At 56.3% G+C, this 17,788-nt stretch carries 21 protein-coding genes and 1 riboswitch; of the genes, 17 read left to right on the forward strand and 4 right to left on the reverse strand.

Going from position 1 to position 17,788, the window contains the following annotated elements:
* Positions 1-168: 168 nt before the first annotated feature.
* The 3 genes from ACCW71_RS07710 to tssD are packed head-to-tail and all read left to right on the forward strand — an operon-like array spanning position 169 to position 1,522.
* Positions 169-528 (forward strand): tlde1 domain-containing protein, encoded by a 360-nt coding sequence (locus tag ACCW71_RS07710; RefSeq protein WP_436370598.1) that lies wholly within the window; start codon positions 169-171, stop codon positions 526-528.
* Complete coding sequence (locus tag ACCW71_RS07715; protein WP_436370599.1) at positions 528-1,022, forward strand: hypothetical protein; 495 nt, start codon at positions 528-530, stop codon at positions 1,020-1,022. Before ACCW71_RS07710 ends, ACCW71_RS07715 begins: the two co-directional genes overlap by 1 nt.
* 2 nt (positions 1,023-1,024) lie before the next feature.
* Complete coding sequence (gene tssD / locus ACCW71_RS07720; protein WP_436370600.1) at positions 1,025-1,522, forward strand: type VI secretion system tube protein TssD; 498 nt, start codon at positions 1,025-1,027, stop codon at positions 1,520-1,522.
* A gap of 89 nt (positions 1,523-1,611) precedes the next feature.
* On the opposite strand, the gene ACCW71_RS07725 is transcribed toward tssD, so the two are convergent.
* On the reverse strand, positions 1,612-2,643 hold the full coding sequence (locus ACCW71_RS07725) for an AI-2E family transporter (RefSeq protein WP_436370601.1): 1,032 nt from the start codon (positions 2,641-2,643) through the stop codon (positions 1,612-1,614).
* 37 nt (positions 2,644-2,680) lie between these two features.
* On the opposite strand from ACCW71_RS07725, the gene ACCW71_RS07730 reads away from it, so the two are divergent.
* The 6 genes from ACCW71_RS07730 (at position 2,681) to ACCW71_RS07755 (ending at position 7,418) form a co-directional block, all read left to right on the forward strand.
* Complete coding sequence (locus ACCW71_RS07730; RefSeq protein ID WP_436370602.1) at positions 2,681-2,998, forward strand: hypothetical protein; 318 nt, start codon at positions 2,681-2,683, stop codon at positions 2,996-2,998.
* Positions 2,999-3,159: 161 nt separating this feature from the next.
* Positions 3,160-4,347 (forward strand): M20 metallopeptidase family protein, encoded by a 1,188-nt coding sequence (locus ACCW71_RS07735; RefSeq protein ID WP_436370603.1) that lies wholly within the window; start codon positions 3,160-3,162, stop codon positions 4,345-4,347.
* An 18-nt stretch (positions 4,348-4,365) separates the two neighbouring features.
* The gene (locus ACCW71_RS07740; RefSeq protein ID WP_436370604.1) at positions 4,366-5,214 is read left to right on the forward strand and encodes a substrate-binding periplasmic protein; all 849 of its coding nucleotides are present in this window, start codon (positions 4,366-4,368) and stop codon (positions 5,212-5,214) included.
* Positions 5,215-5,220: 6 nt separating this feature from the next.
* On the forward strand, positions 5,221-5,946 hold the full coding sequence (locus tag ACCW71_RS07745; protein WP_436370605.1) for an ABC transporter permease: 726 nt from the start codon (positions 5,221-5,223) through the stop codon (positions 5,944-5,946).
* A gap of 9 nt (positions 5,947-5,955) precedes the next feature.
* A complete protein-coding gene (locus tag ACCW71_RS07750; RefSeq protein WP_436370606.1) occupies positions 5,956-6,642 on the forward strand; it encodes an ABC transporter permease in 687 nt (228 codons plus the stop codon).
* The gene (locus ACCW71_RS07755) at positions 6,639-7,418 is read left to right on the forward strand and encodes an ATP-binding cassette domain-containing protein (RefSeq protein ID WP_436370607.1); all 780 of its coding nucleotides are present in this window, start codon (positions 6,639-6,641) and stop codon (positions 7,416-7,418) included. Before ACCW71_RS07750 ends, ACCW71_RS07755 begins: the two co-directional genes overlap by 4 nt.
* Before the next feature lie 72 nt (positions 7,419-7,490).
* Here ACCW71_RS07755 and ACCW71_RS07760 read toward each other — a convergent pair whose 3' ends face one another.
* Together ACCW71_RS07760 and mntP are read right to left on the reverse strand one after the other, a co-directional pair.
* Positions 7,491-8,177, reverse strand: coding sequence for a ZIP family metal transporter (locus ACCW71_RS07760; RefSeq protein ID WP_436370608.1), 687 nt, complete (start codon positions 8,175-8,177; stop codon positions 7,491-7,493).
* A 139-nt stretch (positions 8,178-8,316) separates the two neighbouring features.
* Positions 8,317-8,889 (reverse strand): manganese efflux pump MntP, encoded by a 573-nt coding sequence (mntP, locus tag ACCW71_RS07765; RefSeq protein WP_436370609.1) that lies wholly within the window; start codon positions 8,887-8,889, stop codon positions 8,317-8,319.
* 270 nt (positions 8,890-9,159) lie between these two features.
* On the opposite strand from mntP, the gene cybB reads away from it, so the two are divergent.
* The 3 genes from cybB to ACCW71_RS07780 all read left to right on the forward strand — a co-directional run bounded on the left by cybB (position 9,160) and on the right by ACCW71_RS07780 (position 12,064).
* A complete protein-coding gene (gene cybB, locus ACCW71_RS07770; RefSeq protein WP_436370610.1) occupies positions 9,160-9,684 on the forward strand; it encodes a cytochrome b561 in 525 nt (174 codons plus the stop codon).
* 339 nt (positions 9,685-10,023) lie between these two features.
* Positions 10,024-11,007 carry a DUF1852 domain-containing protein gene (locus tag ACCW71_RS07775; protein WP_436370611.1) on the forward strand — a complete coding sequence of 328 codons (984 nt, stop codon included), beginning with the start codon at positions 10,024-10,026 and terminating at the stop codon, positions 11,005-11,007.
* A gap of 25 nt (positions 11,008-11,032) precedes the next feature.
* Complete coding sequence (locus tag ACCW71_RS07780) at positions 11,033-12,064, forward strand: methionine synthase (RefSeq protein WP_436370612.1); 1,032 nt, start codon at positions 11,033-11,035, stop codon at positions 12,062-12,064.
* A gap of 127 nt (positions 12,065-12,191) precedes the next feature.
* Here the strand turns inward: ACCW71_RS07780 and ACCW71_RS07785 are convergent, their stop codons facing one another.
* A complete protein-coding gene (locus ACCW71_RS07785) occupies positions 12,192-12,965 on the reverse strand; it encodes a COG4705 family protein (RefSeq protein WP_436370613.1) in 774 nt (257 codons plus the stop codon).
* A 609-nt stretch (positions 12,966-13,574) separates the two neighbouring features.
* Between ACCW71_RS07785 and ACCW71_RS07790 the strand changes: the two genes are divergently transcribed.
* The 5 genes from ACCW71_RS07790 to thiS all read left to right on the forward strand — a co-directional run bounded on the left by ACCW71_RS07790 (position 13,575) and on the right by thiS (position 17,786).
* Entirely contained in the window at positions 13,575-14,825 is a 1,251-nt protein-coding gene (locus ACCW71_RS07790) for a diguanylate cyclase domain-containing protein (protein ID WP_436370614.1), read from the forward strand.
* Positions 14,826-14,923: 98 nt separating this feature from the next.
* Positions 14,924-16,042 carry an alkene reductase gene (locus ACCW71_RS07795; protein ID WP_436370615.1) on the forward strand — a complete coding sequence of 373 codons (1,119 nt, stop codon included), beginning with the start codon at positions 14,924-14,926 and terminating at the stop codon, positions 16,040-16,042.
* Between the two features lie 16 nt (positions 16,043-16,058).
* Positions 16,059-16,379: an ArsR/SmtB family transcription factor gene (locus ACCW71_RS07800; RefSeq protein ID WP_436370616.1), complete on the forward strand. Its 321-nt coding sequence runs from the start codon at positions 16,059-16,061 to the stop codon at positions 16,377-16,379.
* A gap of 25 nt (positions 16,380-16,404) precedes the next feature.
* A riboswitch (TPP riboswitch) is annotated at positions 16,405-16,524 on the forward strand.
* Between the two features lie 136 nt (positions 16,525-16,660).
* On the forward strand, positions 16,661-17,599 hold the full coding sequence (locus ACCW71_RS07805; RefSeq protein ID WP_436370617.1) for an FAD-dependent oxidoreductase: 939 nt from the start codon (positions 16,661-16,663) through the stop codon (positions 17,597-17,599).
* Positions 17,589-17,786, forward strand: coding sequence for a sulfur carrier protein ThiS (gene thiS / locus ACCW71_RS07810; protein WP_436370618.1), 198 nt, complete (start codon positions 17,589-17,591; stop codon positions 17,784-17,786). The genes ACCW71_RS07805 and thiS overlap by 11 nt, the downstream gene beginning before the upstream one ends.
* The last annotated feature ends 2 nt before the right edge of the window (positions 17,787-17,788 follow it).

Consider the following 17,788-nt stretch of genomic DNA (forward strand, 5'->3'; position numbering starts at 1 on the left):
AGACAGCGTTACCGGATTCGTTAATATTCAGCCAGGCTTGATACTAATTGTCAGCGGAGGTCGTGCTTGCGGTGTCTGCCATTTAATCCTGTTTGATCCCGGTTAAAGATCGTTCAAAAGATAGAGCGTAACCTTGCCCGGATATGACACATAATAAAAGGAAAGATTATGTCGTGGGAATACAATCAACGCACCGGGATACTCAGCCATAATGGCGCTTTTTTTGCCCAGGGATATAGCGGCGCAGGTCCAGGGGAAAATAATCCGGCAATGGAGCGGGAAAGAAGCATCGGGCCTATTCCAAAAGGCCATTACAGGATCGTGGGATCGCATGACACAGTAACAAAAGTGACTATTATTTTACATCCGGTTCTCGGGACGGATACCTTCGGTCGCGATAATTTTCGTATTCACGGTGGTAAAAAGTCCGGGGTGCACGCCGCATCTCAGGGCTGCATTATTATTGATGGTGTGGCTCGCAGGCAGCAAATCGTAAACAGTGGTGATTCAATACTGGTGGTGCGGTGATGAAAAAAAGAGTCGCTTGTTGTCTTTTCTCCCTCTCTGTTTTTGCGGCTGCACATCCCACTGCACAGCAACTGACAGAGCAGATTAAGGCGAAGGGTGCCCAGACCGTCATCTCAGGTTTATATGCTAATGATGAGCAGGAATGGGAATATGTTACCGCGAAAATTGGCAAGGGAGACCAGCGCTGGCTGAACGTCGCTGCCCTGCTTGCACCGGGAAGTGATGCGGACTCAGCGGAAACGCTGAGTGAAGCAATTGGATTTGCTCTCCCTCGTAATCCTGCTGGTGTTCTGAGCATTATCACTGAACGGTATAACCCGCTTAGCCTGAAGGAAGTATGCGGCTTGCCCTTTTACAGTATGACTGAGCCGCAGCTGAATCAATATGTCGTGGATGCCATACGGGCACTTTATAAGGTGCCATCAGGAAAGGCGTGTATGGATAGGATGATCAACGTGATTGGAACCTCAGACGGATTTAACGAGGATAATTAAAAATGGCTATCCCGGTTTATTTAGTATTAAAAGACGATGGTGGTAATCTAATCAAGGGCTCTGTTGATGTAAAGGGCCGTGAAGGTGACATCGAAGTGCTGGGCCTGCACCATATGGTCACTATTCCTGCTGACAGTTTCAGCGGTAAGCTTACCGGCACACGCCAGCATATGGCGTATATGATTGAGAAAGAAATCGACTCATCTTCCTCATTCCTCTATAAAGCGTTAACGACCGGGCAGACACTTAACTCGGCAACGTTAAAGTTTTATCGCATTAATTATTCCGGCCAGGAAGAAGAGTATTTTAATGTTACTCTCGAAAAAGTAAAGGTCGTCAATCTGATGCCGGTAATGCAGGATATTAAGGATACCCGTAAAGAGAAATTTAATCACATGGAAATTGTAGAATTCCGATACGAGAAAATTACATGGCATTATCTGGATGGGAATATTATTTATGCTGATAGCTGGCAAACCCGTCCTGCGTCTGTTGCCTGAGTCATGGACTGGCCCTGAAGGGGCCGGTCATGTCTTACAAAATAAAACCCATTTTCATTACCCGCGTCACCGCTATTGTCGGGCAACCGCTACTGATTTAATTCCATCTGCTGCTCCTGCGGCGTATAGCCCGCCAGCAGGACCTTCTTTAGCAGATAGGTCAGCGGAATCGCCAGTATCCCGCCAGTTATCCCCAGTAACGCCTGCCAGAACAGAAACGCCAGCAGCTGCGTGGTCAGCGCCAGATCGAGTCGTTTACCAATCAGCAGCGGCTCAATCACCGAACTCAGGCAGAGATTCAGCACCATAAAAAAGCCCGCCACCGCCAGCGCGACCTGCAAATCAAACAGGATGTAGCTCTGAATAACGGGCGGAATGGCCGCAATAAACGATCCCAGTACCGGCACATAGTTGAACACGAACATCAGCACCCCCCAGAAAAAGGCAAACTTCAGTCCGAGCAGATGCGCACCAATACCTACGATCAAGCCGCCGAGAATACTGGTCAGGGTTTTAACCCTGGCGTAAACAATCACGCTCTGGATGCCCTGTTGCAGCGCCAGATAAAAAGCCCGATTTTTCCCCTCAACCCGCTGTTGCAGCGCGGTTTTCAGCAGCGGCATCTCATAGAGCATAAACAGCAGCATCAGGAACACCATGATCCACCAGGAGATGACTCCGGGGATCTGGGTCAGAAAAGCGGTCACGACGCGAACAAGGGCACCTGCATCAACAAAGGTCAGCAGCTGATCGGGCGTGATACCCCCATCCAGCCGGGAGAAAGCCTGCGTCAGCTGCTCCAGCCGGGCCGCGAGCAGCGCCGGTGCCTGACGGCTAAGCTGCACCAGGTCAGGCGTCAGGGCGGTGAGTTTCAGGGTAGTGAACACCAGGATCAGCAGCATCAGAGCAATCATCAGCAGCGACGAGAGCAGACGCGGTATGCGCTGGCTATCCAGCCGGGAAATCAGCGGATCGAGCATGATCGCCAGCATCACCGCCAGTAACACCTGATTAATGAGCGGGGCGGCCAGATAGAGGCCGGTCAGCACGATAGTCAGCGAGGTAAGAATAAACAGCACCCGTGCCAGGGGCGGCCAGAGCGTAAGCCAGCGCAGTTCCATGTCGGGACTCCTTCAGCAAAGACAGGGTGCAGTATAGATGACGCGCTGGCATCATCACCTTGCGTCAGGTCAGAGGGCAGAACCGGCAGCGCACTCTTTTTGTTCAGGTTTTTGTGCGGCGAGGTCCGGCGCACGGCAGACGCAGGCTGATGACGTGCCCTTCCTGCTGAGCAGCAAAAGTCAATCTGACCGCTATTTTATGTCCGCTGAACACGCTACTCGTTTCAACGAAAATAATGTCTGGAGACCAATGGAAAAAGGAAATTTCAATCGCTTCAGTAGCGAAAGTAATTTCATACAAGGGATTATTAATATTATTGCTGATGCAGGGTTATCTCATACGGCTTTCCAATAAATAATTCTATCTTATTGATTTTTAACTCTCTCTCACCGGTTATTGCGCGTTGCTTTCTGCGACGTGCTGTGAATAAATAAACGGTCATAAATACCCGACATCAGGGTGAGATAAAAATTTGGGTCTGCAAAGGTTGCCGACCTCATATTGCCGGGGCTGCTATGAATCAGGAAAAAGCACTGCTGGCCAGGGAAATAAAAGCCAGAGTTAATGAACTCGAATCCCGGTTGGTGGCGATACGACGCGACATCCACGCGCACCCGGAACTGGGGTTTGACACGCTGCGTACCGCCAGCCTGGTCACGCAGTATCTGCATGAGCTGGGACTGACGCCGCGCACCGGCGTGGGCCGCAGCGGGGTGGTGGTTGATATAGAGGGGGCGGAGCCGGGCAAGACGCTGCTGCTGCGTGCGGATATGGATGCGCTGCCGATCCATGAACAGACCGGTTTGCCCTTTGCCAGCCGCTATCCCGGCAAAATGCACGCCTGTGGTCACGATATTCATACCGCTACGCTGCTGGGCGTAGCGACGATATTGCCGCACTATCGCCAGCAGCTTAAAGGCCGGGTCCGGCTGATATTCCAGCCAGCTGAAGAGACGCCTGAGAGCGGCGCAGCGGCGATGATCGCCGATGGCGCGGCGGATGGCATCGACTGGGCCGTGACCCTGCACAACAAACCGGAACTGGCCGCGGGTGAAGTAGCGCTGACGCGGGGAGCCAGCACCGCCTCCAGTGACGAGTTTGACGTGACGGTGCATGGCGTATCGACCCACGCGGCGCGTCCGCATCTGGGCAGCGATCCGATTATCGCCGCCGTCCACCTTATCAGCCAGCTGCAAACGATTATTTCACGCGAACGCGATCCCGCCCATTCCGCTGTGTTAACCATCGGACACATCCAGGGCGGCACCACTCACAACATCATTCCTGACAGCTGCCTGTTCCAGGGCACTATCCGTACCAAATCGCCCGAGGTGCGCGCAGCGATGGAAGCCTCGTTTAAACGGATGTGCGAAGGCGTCGCGCTGGCGCAGAACGTGCGCGTGGAGGTGAACTTTCAGCATGGCGTACCGCCGTTGATGAACGATGACCGCCTGATTGACGCCCTGGAAACGATCCTGTCGCATCAGTTTGATCAGCCGATTATCGCGCAACCCAGCGCCAGCTTCGGGGCCGAAGATTTTTCACTGTTTACGGAACGTGTGCCGGGCTGCCAGATCCACATTGGATCGGCTACGCCGGGCCGTGACGATCATCTGCATAACTCCGACTATCAGCCGGACGAAAGCAGCATTGCCGCCGGGACGCAGGCGCTCACCCGCCTTGCCATTGATCTGCTCTGTTAATAATAAAATGAGGTTTATATGATGATGCGTAACCGTCTGTTCACGGCTTCCCTGACCGTGGCGCTACTGGCGACATCCGCCTTCAGTCAGGCGAAAGATTTCGGCACCCTGAAGTTCGCCACCGAAGCGGCCTATCCGCCGTTCAACCAGACCACACCGAGCGGCAAAATCGTTGGCTATGAGCCCGATATGGTGGCGGAGCTGGCAAAGCGCGCTGGCTTTAAATATGAAATCATCGCGCAGAAGTGGTCAGGCATGATCCCCGGACTGATTGACGGCAAATATGACGCGGTGGTCGATGCAGTGACCGTAACGCCGAAACGCGCCGAAGCGATCGATTTTACCCATCAATACACCGTCAGCATCTCCAGCTTTGTCACCGGGAAAAAGAGTTCACTGGCAACGCTGCCCGGCAGCGGCACGGTTGTGGCGGCGGATGATGAAGCCGGGATGAAAAAAGCGATCGACGACCTGAAAACCACCTTCAAAGGCAAAACCATTGCGGTGCAGGTCGCCACCATCCAGGCGGACTTTTTGCAGAAATATCTCGCAGATGTCGCCACGATCCGCACCTATCAGGCTGGCCCTGAGACCTTTGCCGACCTGATGAATGGCCGGGTTGACGCGGTGATGGCTTCACGCACCAACCTCAACGCCTTTGTGAAAAAACAGAGCGAGGCGATCAGCAGCAGCGGCTACGGTTTCACCGGTGGCGTGCTGGGCGCGGGCTCCGCGATTGGCCTGCGTAAAGGTAACAGCGAACTGCAACAGGCGCTGAATCAGGCGCTGGAGTCGATGATCAAAGACGGGACGCTGAGCAAACTCTCAATTAAGTGGTTTGGCGAAGATGTCGCGCCAAAAGCGTAACGGCTGATGCTGATGAATATTGACTGGCAGATGCTTGGCTTTGGTGACGAGGGCTGGGGCGGGGTGCTGCTGAACGCGGCCGCCGTCACCGTCAGCGTATCGCTCTGCGCCTGGCTGCTGGGGGCGTTGCTGGGCAGCGTGCTGTGCTGGATGCAGATTGCCGGTTCGCGCTGGCAGCAGCGGCTGGCCGCGGGCTACATCACGCTGTTTCGCGGCGTACCGGAGCTGCTGGTGATCTACCTGTTCTACTTTGGTGGCCGCCAGGTGGTCTCCACCGTCGGCACCGCGCTGGGCTTCCAGGGACCGTTCGATGTGAACGGTTTTGTCGCCGGGGCGATCGCCATCGGGCTGATTTCCGGGGCCTATCAGAGCGGGGTGTTTCGTGGCGCGTTCTACGCCATTCCGGGCGGCACGCTGGAGGCGGCAACCGTGACCGGCATGGGACGGCTGATGATGTTTCGCCGCATCATTGTGCCGCAGGCGTTACGCACCGCGCTGCCAGGCATGGGCAACCAGTGGCAATCGGTCATCAAGGAGTCGGCGCTGGTCTCCGTTACCGGGCTGGTGGAAACCATGAATCAGGTCTCAACCGCGGCCAACTCCACCCAGATGTCTTTTTTCTTCTACAGCGTGGGGGCGGTGATCTACCTGATTATCACCACCTGTTCCGATATGGTTTTCCGCTACGTGGAAAAATTTGCGATGCGCGGTCAACAGCGCGTGAAGGGGTAAGGAGTCCACGTGGATATGATCTTTTTACAGCAGACGCTGCTGGCGCTGCTGAAGGGGCTGCCGCTGACGGTCAACCTGGCGCTGCTGTCGCTGCTGGGGGGTGGCGTGCTGGCGCTGCTGCTCAACCTGCTGCGCATGACGCGCGTCGGCAGCCTGTTCTGCCGCTTCTACGTCTGGCTGTTTCGCGGCACGCCGCTGCTGATCCAGATCTTCATGGTCTATTACGGACTGGGCAGCTTACCGGCGGTGCGCGAGAGCCTGTTCTGGCCGCTGCTGCGTGATCCCTACTGGTGCGGCTTGCTGGCGCTGATCCTCAATGATGCCGCCTACACCTCGGAGATCCTGCGCGGCGGGCTGCGTGCCGTCAGTCAGCAGTCGCTGGAGGCCGCAAAAGTCTCCGGCATGTCGTCGTACAAGATCTTCACCCGCATCACCTTACCGATTGCCATCCGTCAGGCGCTACCGGCCTACAGCAACGAAATCATCTCAATGATTAAAGCGACCTCGCTGGTCAGCACCATCAGCCTGATGGAGATGACCGGCATTGCCGACTCGATTGTCTCTTCCACTTTCCGGGCGCTGGAGGTGTTCCTGAGCGCGGCGGTGATCTATCTGATCCTCACCATGCTGGTCAGCAAAGGGGTATCGATGCTGGAACGACGCTTATCACCTTACTATTTTGGAGCTCGCTCATGACCGCCCCTACTATCATGCTGAGTCATCTCAGAAAGAGTTATGCCGGCCATGAAGTGCTGCACGACATCAGCCTGACCGCGCAGGATGGCGATGTGATTTCGCTGATTGGTGCCAGTGGTTCGGGTAAAAGCACGCTGCTGCGCTGCATCCCGTTTCTTGAAGTGCCGCAGGCGGGGGAGATCGCGGTAGGTGAGGTCAGCGTGACGCTGGATAACGCCGAAGAGAAACTGAGCCGCGAGCAGCGCCGCCGCATCAAGCTGATGCGAATGCAACTCGGTTTTGTGTTTCAGAGCTTCAACCTGTGGCCGCATAAAACGGTAATGCAGAACATCATCGAAGCGCCGGTGCATGTGCAGAAGCGCAGCCATAAAGAGGCACTCGAAGAGGCTGAAGCCCTGCTGCACAAAGTGGGTCTCTATGCGAAGCGCGATGCCTGGCCGTCGCAGCTGTCCGGCGGACAGCAGCAGCGCGTGGCGATAGCCAGGGCGCTGGCGCAGCAGCCCAAGGCGATTCTGTTCGATGAGCCCACTTCAGCACTCGACCCGGAGCTGGTAGGCGAAGTGCTGCGGGTGATCCGCAGCCTGGCGGAAGAGGGGCGTACCATGATTATCGTGACCCATGAAATGGGCTTTGCCCGTGACGTGTCGAATAAAGCGGTGTTTCTGCATCAGGGCATCATTGAAGAGTCAGGTTCACCGGAACAGGTGTTTCTCGACCCGGTGTCGCCACGCTGTCGTGCCTTTGTCAACAGCCACTTCGAGCGCAATGCGGGCTAACGAAAAACGGGCTGTCGCCGCCGATACGGGCGGCGACAGCTATCTTCCCGCTAAACACCTGAAGGCCCGGCGTCAGATCCCCTCCTCAATCAGCATCAGGATCATAAATCCGGCAAAAAACATGGCGGTGCCCAGCGGGGTGTCGCGATCGCCCTGGTGGGCTTCAACCAGCAGCTCTTCCGTCACCAGATAAAGCAGCGCGACCAGGCCAAATGAGAGGAAGTAGGTCAGCCAGAACTCGCCCAGATGCGCCACCGGCGTGCCCAGCATCGCCCCTATCGGCAGCAGCAGTGCGATACCCGCCACCGCCAGAAGCACCTTAACCTTGCTGCCCAGCATCGATTTCAGATCGTCCACCACCGACAGCCCGAGAAAAAGGATTTCCAGCGTGAGGGCCAGCGTCAGCATGATGCCGGTTCTGGCACCCGCTGCGAAACTGATCCCCAGCACCAGGCCATCGATAAAAATGTCGATGCCAATAGCGATCAGCATGCCCGATTTACTGGCTGCTTTCTCTCCGTAGTGCTGGATCAGCATCATCAGCGCCACACCGGTCATGCCGCCCGAGACCACAGCCAGCATCGAATGCTGTTTCAGGCCGGGCAGCACTTCGGTCGCTGCGGCGCAGAAGATCACGCCGGCGGTAAAATGGTGGATCAGGCTCATGGTTTTTTCACCGGGCTGGCGAAACAGTGCCGCCCCGGCACCGGCGATCGCGGCACTGACCGGGAAGAGGGTATAAAGCAACGTCAGAAACATGGGGTGATCCCTGGCAAAAAGTGAGTGGTGGGGTAAGAGATGGCAGAATGAAAGGGCAAAAAGCGGGGCGCAGCATAACCGCGCCCGCGATCGATTCCCCTGTGGGGATCTGTCAGCCCGAAAGCGAAAGAATTCGGCTTTAGTTCAGTAAACCCAGATGCTCGACCAGAATTGAACTGCCGATACCAATCAGCACAACGCCGCCCAGGATCTCTGCCCATTTGCCGATTTTCGCGCCGAGGAACCGGCCCAGCAGCATCCCGCTTGCCGCCATCAGCGTCGTCGCGGCGCCAATCGCCAGTGCCGTCACCACGATATTGACCTGGAGAAAGGCAAGGCCTACCCCTACGGCCATGGCATCAAGGCTGGTCGCTATGGCGGTGGTCACCAGCAGCCAGAAACCGTGGCGACGGGGTGCCGCTTCCGGTTGCTCAGCCTCTTTACTCAGACCCTCAACGATCATCCGAACACCCAGCACGAACAGCAGCGTAAACGCTACCCAGTGGTCCCAGTTCATAATGAACTGGCTGGCCGCCAGCCCGATGCCCCAGCCGATAAGCGGCGTAATGGCTTCGATAACGCCGAAGATCAGACCGGTGCGCAGCACCTCTTTCATCGGTGGGCGATGCAGCGAGGCACCTTTACCTATTGCGGCGGCGAAGGCGTCCATCGACATGCCAAAGGCCAGAATGATCACAGCATAGAAGCTCATAACAGGTTTCCGGGCGGCTCCTCAACGGGAATGAAGGAGCACTAAGTTTCAGAAGGGCGCTATCCTGCCATAAATCATCCGATATAAAAACTTTTAAATTCAAGGTGATATAGCAACATCTAACTTTGATAGCCAGTGCTATACCAGTCGGGAAGTGAACTGAACAGACCGCGAAATTATCCAGTGCAATGCGGAAGGAGGCAGGGAGTTAATCTTCGCCTAAGAATTGCCGGTTATGATGAGCCAAAACCTGTTGATAGGACCAGACGGATGCTGAACAAATATGCACGCTCACAGATTTTCTTTCACTGGCTGACGGTGCTGCTGCTGATTATCGCTTACGCTACCATTGAACTGCGCGGGCTGGCGGAGAAGGGGACATGGCAGCGAAACGCGATGATGATTACCCATTTTTCCGCCGGCTTTAGCGTCATGATTATTATGCTGGCCCGCCTCTATCTGCGCAGCCGTAAAACCACGCCTCCGGTTACGCCGCCGCTGGCGCGCTGGCAGACGGGGTTGTCCCATCTGGTACACACCCTGCTTTATGCGCTGTTCATCGTTTTACCGGCGCTGGGCCTGACCTCACGTTATCTGCGCGCTAAAGAGTGGTCACTGTTCGGGCTGAATATGCCGGTGGCGGCGACGCCCGATCCCGCTACCGCCTCAATGCTGATTAATCTGCATGAAACGCTGGCCCCGCTGGGCTACTGGCTGATTGGCCTGCACGCGCTGGCTGCCCTCTTCCACCACTATTTCCTGCGGGATACCACCTTACGCCGCATCATGCCCTGAGCCTTTAGCCGCTCACCCGGAACGGGAGAGGCAGCGTTTGCCTGTCCCGTTATGCCCGCCCGCTGCACCCTGGGCTCCCGCTTTTGCCACATCGGTCATTGCTGGCCAGTGAAATGCCCCATCCCGGCCATGAGAAAAGCAGCTGTCATCCCGCACCAACATGAAGAAAGTTCAAGTTCGGTGAAATTAAATCACTTTTTTTCACCCGGAGAGTCAGGCATAAAGTATGAATTGTTAATAACATTAAAGAATATGAAGGCTTGTGAATGAAAAGGCGGATGTGAGAAGCCCTGGAGAGCAAGAATAAACTTCATATTAACTATCAGGAAACAGACGGCGATGATTAACGACTTTCCCTTTACGCTTAAGCGCATTACTTTCGACGAAAACTACAATCCCGCGAAAAGCACCCGCGCGACCACGAACTTCGCTAACTTAGCGCGTGGCGAGAAGCGCCAGGAAAACCTGCGCAATGCGCTGGCGATGATTAACAATCGTTTTAACGCGCTGGCACAGTGGGATAACCCGAAAGGCGATCGTTACGCTGTTGAACTTGAAATTATTTCTGCTGAAGTGAATCTTGATGCGCAAGGGCAGGGCGAAACCTTTCCGGCCATTGAAATCTTAAAAACCACTATCGTTGATCATAAAACCCAGACGCGGGTTGACGGCATTGTCGGTAATAACTTCTCTTCTTACGTGCGTGATTATGATTTCAGCGTGGTGCTGGCGGAGCACAATAAAGGCAAGAGCCACTTCAGCACGCCAGAGAATTTTGGTGTTCTGCACGGCAACATCTTCAAAAGTTTTGTCAGCTCAGCCGCCTACAAAGAAAATTTCCAGAAATCGCCGGTTATCTGCCTGAGCGTTTCCAGTAAAAACACCTATCTGCGCACCGCCAATCACCATCCGGTGCTGGGGGTGGAGTATCAGCAGGATGAGCCGTCACTGACCGATTACTATTTCGGCAAGATGGGGCTACAGGTGCGCTTCTTTATGCCGGCTGGCAGCGTTGCGCCGCTGGCGTTCTACTTCCACGGTGATCTGCTGAATGATTACACCCCTCTGGAACTGATCGGCACCATCAGCACCATGGAGACGTTCCAGAAGATCTACCGGCCTGAAATTTATAATGCTAATTCCGCCGCGGGTCACTGCTATCAGCCGACCCTGAATCATCGGGATTATTCATTAACGCAAATTGTTTACGATCGCGAAGAACGTAGCCGCCTGGCGGTTGAGCAGGGGAAATTTACTGAAGAGTATTTTATTAAGCCTTATCAGACTCTTCTTGCACAATGGTCCGCTGAATCCGTTCTTTGATTAACGAAAATAAAGGTCACCTGCTATGAAAAAATTATTACCTACCTCGACGGCGGGCAGTCTGCCAAAACCTTCGTGGATTGCGCAGCCAGAAGTGCTCTGGTCGCCGTGGAAATTACAGGATCAGGAATTAGCGGACGGCAAAAAAGATGCGCTGCGCCTCTGCCTCGACGATCAGCTGCGGGCCGGTATCGATATTGTCAGCGACGGTGAGCAGACCCGTCAGCACTTTGTCACCACCTTTATTGAGCACCTCAGCGGCGTCGATTTTGAAAACCGTCAGGTGGTGAGAATTCGTAATCGCTATGATGCCAGCGTCCCCACCGTGACCGGCGAGGTGAGCCGCCAGAAGCCGGTTTTCGTTGACGATGCCCGCTTTTTGCGTCAGCAGACCGATCAACCGATCAAGTGGGCGCTGCCTGGCCCGATGACGATGATCGACACGCTGTATGACAACCACTACAAAAGTCGCGAAAAGCTGGCCTGGGAATTTGCCAAAATTCTTAATCAGGAAGCCAAAGAGTTAGAGGCTGCCGGTGTTGATATTATTCAGTTTGACGAACCGGCGTTTAACGTCTTCTTTGATGAGGTGAACGACTGGGGTATCGCCGCATTAGAACGCGCCGTGGAAGGGCTGAAGTGTGAAACGGCGGTCCATATCTGCTACGGCTACGGCATTAAAGCGAATACCGACTGGAAAAAGACGCTGGGCACCGAATGGCGGCAATATGAAGAAGTCTTTCCACGGCTGCAACGCTCAGCTATCGATATTATCTCACTGGAGTGTCAGAACTCCCGCGTCCCGATGGATCTGATCGAGCTGATTCGCGGCAAGAAAGTGATGGTGGGCGCGATCGATGTGGCCACCAACACTATCGAGACACCGGAAGAGGTCGCCAGCACGCTGCGCAAGGCATTGCAGTTTGTCGATGCTGACAAACTCTATCCTTCAACCAACTGCGGCATGGTTCCTCTTTCCCGCCAGGTTGCCAATGGCAAACTGCATGCGTTAAGCGCTGGCGCCGGGATTGTGCGCCGGGAAATTCTGGGTCAGTAAGCGAAGGCGGCGCGGTGATTTCACCGGCTGCCAGGCATCTTCTGACACGCACTGAAAAGGCCGCCCATCATGGGCGGCCTTGTTGTTTTGTTCCCTGGTGTGGCTAAAAAAGAGTGAAGCGTATTTTTTATTGGGTCGCCGCCACTTTCGCGGCCGGGCGCTGGGGCAACAGCCAGAGAAAGGCGATGATGATCAGCGCCAGTACCAGCGAGGCGCTGTAACGGCTCAGTGCCATTCCGCCATCTGCAATCGGTTTATCGAGGAAGTCGCCGACCACCGCACCCAGCGGACGGGTCAGAATAAACGCCGCCCAGAACAGTGCCGTACGTGAAAGCGAGGTAAAGCGACTGGCGGCCCAGATCATTGTCAGCACCCCAACAAACAGCAGGATCCCACCGGCATAGCCCAGGCCTTCGCTGTCCGCGGTCCAGTCACCCAGCGCCGTACCCAGCGTCTGGGAAAACATAATGGTTACCCAGTAAAAACTTTCTGACACTTCGTTGTTAACCGACGTGACGGCGATGGTGCCGCAGGTGATGTGCCAGATAAACAGAGACAGGACCAGCAGGGTACTCAGCAGCATCACCCCGCCCGGATACCCTATTCCCAGCGAGCGATCGGCAAAATCGGCCAGCGTGGTGCCGACGGTAGTGGTCGCCACTACGGTCAGCCAGTAGAGCCATTTGTTGAAATTCTGACTTTTAATCTGCGCCACCACCGCGACCAGGAAGATGAGGGCGAAAATCAGCGTTCCGGTGAGATACCCCAGATTCATCGACATGGTCACGGCATCACCGCCGGTTTCACCCAGGGTGGTGGCGGCGATCTTGGTCAGCCAGAACGCCGCAGTCACGGCAGGAACTTTACTCAGGGTAGAAGAATCAGTGGTCTTGATTTGCATGGGGTTAGGCTCCGGGAAACCCGATATGGGTTGATACAGGGGCGAGGTTATAGGATTAATCTTAAGAAATAGTTAAGCGGAAAAGATGTTCTGATGAGTTTTTGATCGGCTTCACAAAGCGGCTTTCTGAACAGGATATCTGGGTTCAGATTGTATTAGCTGACTTCATTCGCCCGTTAGCGCTGCCTGGCGTCAGGTGCCGGCGGGGCAGGCACTTAAGCTGAATTTATGCGACTCATCATCATGGGGCATAGCGCGAAGGGGACGGGCTGGTCAGTCTCCGCAGCAATGCGGCCACTGCCAGCCAGAGCGCGACGCGAAAAAGCCGGTTAATTAAAGAATCTGTGTCGATCGGCCGATAAATAAGGAGAAAGAGTGACTATCCTGAATGTTAACTCTGCCCGCTTCCCGCCGATTTTCGCCTGCGTTATCTCCCCAGGGAGGCGGCTGCCCCAGGACGACAGCAACATTCAGCACCTGTCATCAGGAGTTGTGGAATGGAATTCCCCGCCGAATCCTTATCCGGTTCAGAGGTGAATCACCCTGGAGATAGTTAACCACCCGCATCAGGCCATTTAGCCTCGTCAGCACACCACGGAACCGACCACTATGAGCATTGTGATCAAACCTACTTTTTCCGCCGTTTGGTCCACAGACGCACAGGGCATATGTGTCGCCAGCCACGAAAGCCCGGCGGGGCTGATACCCGCCCTGAAGGGGGTCTCGCTGCGTGCGTGGCTGAGGTTCGCTCAGGCTGACGATGATGCACTGATCGCGCTGCAACTCACGGCGGCGCTGGAAGGCGTGACGCCTTTTCATATTGAAGTGCCGATCCACTGTCTGGACGGGACGACGCGACGTGTGCTGGTTTCCGGGCTGCCGGAGAGCCCGCCGGGGAGTGCCTGCCAGCAATATAACGGCTTCATTCTGGATATTTCCGGGCAGCGTAAGGCGCTGGAAGATGCGCTGCGCACGGCGGCAGAATACCGCCTGCTGATTGAAAACAGCACTGACCTGATCGCCCATTGCGATAATCAGGGCCGCTACGTTGCCATCTCGCCCTCTTATTGCCAAATGATTGGCTGGTCAGCCGCGGAAGTGGTAGGCAAACGGGTAGTGGATTTTTTGCATCCTGACGACCGGGCATCCGCCACCGAAGCGCTGGAACATCTCTTCAGTGGCGGCGCGCTGCCGGACGTGGTTGAGGTACGTAAACTGCATCGCGACGGCCACTATCTTACGCTGGGCACCAAAGCCTGCGGCGTCACCGACCCTTCCACCGGCCAGAACATCGGGGCGGTGCTGGTGTCACGCGACATCACGCGCGACAAAGAGCGGATGCGCAGGCTTGAAACCCTCGCCACCCGTGACACCTTAACCGGCCTGCATAATCGCGCCTGGATTAACGACCAGGTAAACGCCATGCTGGCGCAGGAGGACGATCGCGCTTATACCACCGTGCTGTTTATCGATCTGAATGGATTCAAGGCGGTGAATGATTCGATGGGGCACGCCACCGGCGATGCGCTGCTGCAACTGATCAGCGAGCGACTCCAGCGCGCTATGCGACCGGGCGATTCAGTGGCACGTCTGGGCGGCGATGAGTTTGTGGTTGCTGCGAAGTGCGATAATCGTGACGCGGCATCGGCGATCGCGCAGCGCATCATCGACACGCTGAAAGAACCCCTGGTGATTAACAGCATGGAAATCGCGATTGGCGCCTCAATCGGTATCAGCCTCGCCCGGTTCGGAACGACCCCGGCCAGGCTGCTGCTGGACCAGGCCGATGTCGCCATGTATCAGGCGAAAGCACGACGCGAGAGTTCCTATCAGTTTTTCGAGTCAGCCGTCCAGCCATAGCGGGAGTGATTACGCTGCCATCCAGCACAGATTACATATTTACAAATTTAAATGTGTAAATATAATGACGCCTCTTTGTTTCATTGAGGATTTTCGTTATGCCGTCTCTTTTCTCCCCTCTGACGCTGGGTGATTTAACGCTTCGTAACCGTATCGTACTGCCGCCGCTGACCCGCTGTCGCAGCGAGCAGCCGGGAAATATTCCCGGCGACAGGATGGTGGAATATTACCGTCAGCGCGCCGGCGCGGGGCTGATGATTACGGAAGGCACCCAGATTGAACCGCGCGGCCAGGGCTATGCCTGGACACCGGGTATTCACAGCGAAGAACAGGTGGCTGGCTGGAAGCGGGTCACTGACGCCGTTCATGAGCAGGGCGGCACGATCTTCTGCCAGCTTTGGCACGTTGGCCGGGTCTCACATACTGAACTTCAGCCAGGCAAACAGCCGCCGGTTGCCCCCTCAGCCGTGGCCGCGACCCAGGTCAGGGTCTTTATTGAAACCGGGCCCGCCGCCGGGATCTTAACCGCACCCAGTGAACCGCGTGAACTTACCACGGCCGAAGTGAAAGAGGTGGTCGGACTCTACCGACGCGCGGCGGAAAACGCCAAAAGGGCGGGTTTCGACGGCGTCGAGCTACATTCCGCCAACGGGTATCTGATCAATCAGTTTATCTCTGAGCACACCAATTTCCGCAGCGATGAATATGGCGGCTCGCCTGAAAATCGCCTGCGTTTCCTGCGCGAAGTGACGGAAGCGGTCAGTTCGGTGTTTGGCAGCCACCGCGTCGGCGTCCGGTTTGCGCCGCTGTTTTCCAGCACGGATGAGGAGCGCGTCTATCTGGGACTGGTCGAAAGCGATCCGCACGCGACCTACATCGGCGCCGCACAGCTGCTGAATGAGCTGGAGGTGGGGTATCTCTCCATCGCGGAAGCGGACTGGGATAACAGCCCTGAGATGCCGGAGAGTTTCCGCGCGGCGCTGCGGGAAACCTTCCGCTCACCGATCATCTATTCTGGCCGTTATACCCAGGAAAAAGCGCAACGCATGCTGGAAAAAGGGTGGGGCGATCTGGCGGGCTTTGGCCGCACCTTTATCGCCAATCCCGATCTGCCGGAACGGCTGAGAGCGGGCCATCCGCTCAATGCGGTGGATCACAGCTCCCTGTATGGCGGTGATGAGAAAGGATATACTGACTATCCTTTTTACTCATCCTGATATTTTGTGAGGCGGCATGTCACCGGAAAATGCCCTTAAGTTACTCGCCAACCCTACCCGGGTGGCCGTGCTTAAGTGGCTGAAAAATCCTGAAGAAGCGTTTGCGGGCTATTCTCAGCTCTTTCCCTTCGATCAGTATGGCGTCTGTGCCAGTCTCATTCAGGATAAGGCGGGCCTCTCGCAGCCCGCCACCTCGCTCTGTCTGAAGGCGCTGCACAGCGCCGGGCTGGTTGAGGCCAGCAAAGTGGGCAAGTGGACCTACTACCGCCGTAATGAGCAGCGTATTAACGCAATCACCGCGGCAGTGGCCCAGGCGCTGCAAGAGCTCCAGGCTTGACGAAGCTCCTCACTTCACTTACAACTAAAGCCGTCAGGGGAGTCTCGCCGGAGAGACTGAGAGGCTAATAGCGCACCGCGCGGCTTAGCGACCCTTAGAACCTGACCCAGTTGATACTGGCGTAGGAAGACGGGTATCGCTGTTTCTGATACTTGCCGCAAGGGCGCGTTCACCTCGCTCTCGCCTTTTCCCTTCTGGTATCACGGGTCTTCGCATCGTTATGACGAGGCCGCTATGACCCACAACTCCCTGAATTATGCATCTCCCGTCCGGTGGACATCATGAGCCGTTGGTCGGTACTCGGCAGCGGCGTTGCCGGGCTCTGTGTCGCTACGCTGCTGGCGGAACGCGGAGAAACTGTCGAGATCGTGACCCGCCCCGACTGTCGCGCGGCCTCCCACTGGGCCGGAGGGATGCTCGCCCCCTGGTGTGAAGCGGAGAGTGCGCCGCCGCAGGTGATTGAATGGGGACAGCATGCCGCAGGCTGGTGGGCCAGGCGCGTCGAGGGCGTGGTGCAGCACGGCACGCTGGTGGTGGCACCACCTCGCGACAGCCGGGAACTGACGCGCTTCGCCAGCATGACGCAGCAGCATCAGTGGGTTGCACCCGCTGAGATTGAGCCGGAGCTGGAAAACCGCTTTGCCCGTGGCCTGTTTTTCGCTGCTGAGGCGCATCTCGATCCGCGCCATGCCATGCAGCAACTGCGCGATAAGCTGCAACAGGCGGAGGTGGCGATCCACAGCGGTCAACCCAGCGGGCAGATTATCGACTGTCGCGGCATTCACGCCGCTCAGCAACAGCCCGCCCTGCGGGCGGTGCGCGGTGAGATGCTGATCCTGCATACCCCCGAAATCCACTTTTCCCGTCCGGTCCGGCTGCTGCATCCGCGCTTTCCCTGCTACCTGGTGCCGCGTGCGGACGGGCACTTTATGCTGGGCGCTACCATGGTTGAGAGCCATGACAGCAGCGCGATCAGCGCCAGGGCGATGATGGAGCTGCTCAGCGCGGCGTATACGCTGCACCCGGCGCTGGCCGAAGCGCGAATCGTGGAGAGTGGCACCGGTCTGCGTCCCGCCTATCACCACAATCTGCCAGAAGTGCGCTATGAAGAGGGCCGTTTTTCACTGAATGGTCTCTATCGCCACGGCTTTTTGCTGGCACCGATCATGGCCGAAAAATTAATGCAGCAACTGACTCAGGAGGGTAATCATGCAAGTTGAACTCAATGGCCGCGCCATCGAAACCGGAGCCAGCACGCTGGCGGAGCTGATGCAGGAGCAGCAGATCGATCCCCGCACGGTCGCCACCGCGCTGAACGGTGAGTTTGTGCCGCGCAGCCGTTATGCCAGCCAGAAACTTGCGGCGGGCAACCAGCTTGAAATTCTGTCACCGATGCAGGGAGGTTAACC

Origin of the sequence: Pantoea sp. C2G6 (genome assembly GCF_051336815.1) — a bacterium.
GTDB lineage: Bacteria > Pseudomonadota > Gammaproteobacteria > Enterobacterales > Enterobacteriaceae > Pantoea.

What these genes read in the sequence shown, in the direction of transcription:
- ACCW71_RS07740 (WP_436370604.1), top strand. Translation starts at nt 4,366, where the DNA reads ATGATGATGCGTAACCGTCTGTTCACGGCTTCCCTGACCGTGGCGCTA.
- ACCW71_RS07710 (WP_436370598.1), top strand. Translation starts at nt 169, where the DNA reads ATGTCGTGGGAATACAATCAACGCACCGGGATACTCAGCCATAATGGC.
- ACCW71_RS07735 (WP_436370603.1), top strand. Translation starts at nt 3,160, where the DNA reads ATGAATCAGGAAAAAGCACTGCTGGCCAGGGAAATAAAAGCCAGAGTT.
- ACCW71_RS07785 (WP_436370613.1), bottom strand. Translation starts at nt 12,965, where the DNA reads ATGCAAATCAAGACCACTGATTCTTCTACCCTGAGTAAAGTTCCTGCC.
- cybB (WP_436370610.1), top strand. Translation starts at nt 9,160, where the DNA reads ATGCTGAACAAATATGCACGCTCACAGATTTTCTTTCACTGGCTGACG.
- ACCW71_RS07775 (WP_436370611.1), top strand. Translation starts at nt 10,024, where the DNA reads ATGATTAACGACTTTCCCTTTACGCTTAAGCGCATTACTTTCGACGAA.
- tssD (WP_436370600.1), top strand. Translation starts at nt 1,025, where the DNA reads ATGGCTATCCCGGTTTATTTAGTATTAAAAGACGATGGTGGTAATCTA.
- ACCW71_RS07730 (WP_436370602.1), top strand. Translation starts at nt 2,681, where the DNA reads ATGACGCGCTGGCATCATCACCTTGCGTCAGGTCAGAGGGCAGAACCG.
- ACCW71_RS07780 (WP_436370612.1), top strand. Translation starts at nt 11,033, where the DNA reads ATGAAAAAATTATTACCTACCTCGACGGCGGGCAGTCTGCCAAAACCT.
- ACCW71_RS07745 (WP_436370605.1), top strand. Translation starts at nt 5,221, where the DNA reads ATGCTGATGAATATTGACTGGCAGATGCTTGGCTTTGGTGACGAGGGC.
- ACCW71_RS07790 (WP_436370614.1), top strand. Translation starts at nt 13,575, where the DNA reads ATGAGCATTGTGATCAAACCTACTTTTTCCGCCGTTTGGTCCACAGAC.
- ACCW71_RS07800 (WP_436370616.1), top strand. Translation starts at nt 16,059, where the DNA reads ATGTCACCGGAAAATGCCCTTAAGTTACTCGCCAACCCTACCCGGGTG.
- mntP (WP_436370609.1), bottom strand. Translation starts at nt 8,889, where the DNA reads ATGAGCTTCTATGCTGTGATCATTCTGGCCTTTGGCATGTCGATGGAC.
- ACCW71_RS07805 (WP_436370617.1), top strand. Translation starts at nt 16,661, where the DNA reads ATGAGCCGTTGGTCGGTACTCGGCAGCGGCGTTGCCGGGCTCTGTGTC.
- thiS (WP_436370618.1), top strand. Translation starts at nt 17,589, where the DNA reads ATGCAAGTTGAACTCAATGGCCGCGCCATCGAAACCGGAGCCAGCACG.
- ACCW71_RS07715 (WP_436370599.1), top strand. Translation starts at nt 528, where the DNA reads ATGAAAAAAAGAGTCGCTTGTTGTCTTTTCTCCCTCTCTGTTTTTGCG.
- ACCW71_RS07725 (WP_436370601.1), bottom strand. Translation starts at nt 2,643, where the DNA reads ATGGAACTGCGCTGGCTTACGCTCTGGCCGCCCCTGGCACGGGTGCTG.
- ACCW71_RS07760 (WP_436370608.1), bottom strand. Translation starts at nt 8,177, where the DNA reads ATGTTTCTGACGTTGCTTTATACCCTCTTCCCGGTCAGTGCCGCGATC.
- ACCW71_RS07755 (WP_436370607.1), top strand. Translation starts at nt 6,639, where the DNA reads ATGACCGCCCCTACTATCATGCTGAGTCATCTCAGAAAGAGTTATGCC.
- ACCW71_RS07795 (WP_436370615.1), top strand. Translation starts at nt 14,924, where the DNA reads ATGCCGTCTCTTTTCTCCCCTCTGACGCTGGGTGATTTAACGCTTCGT.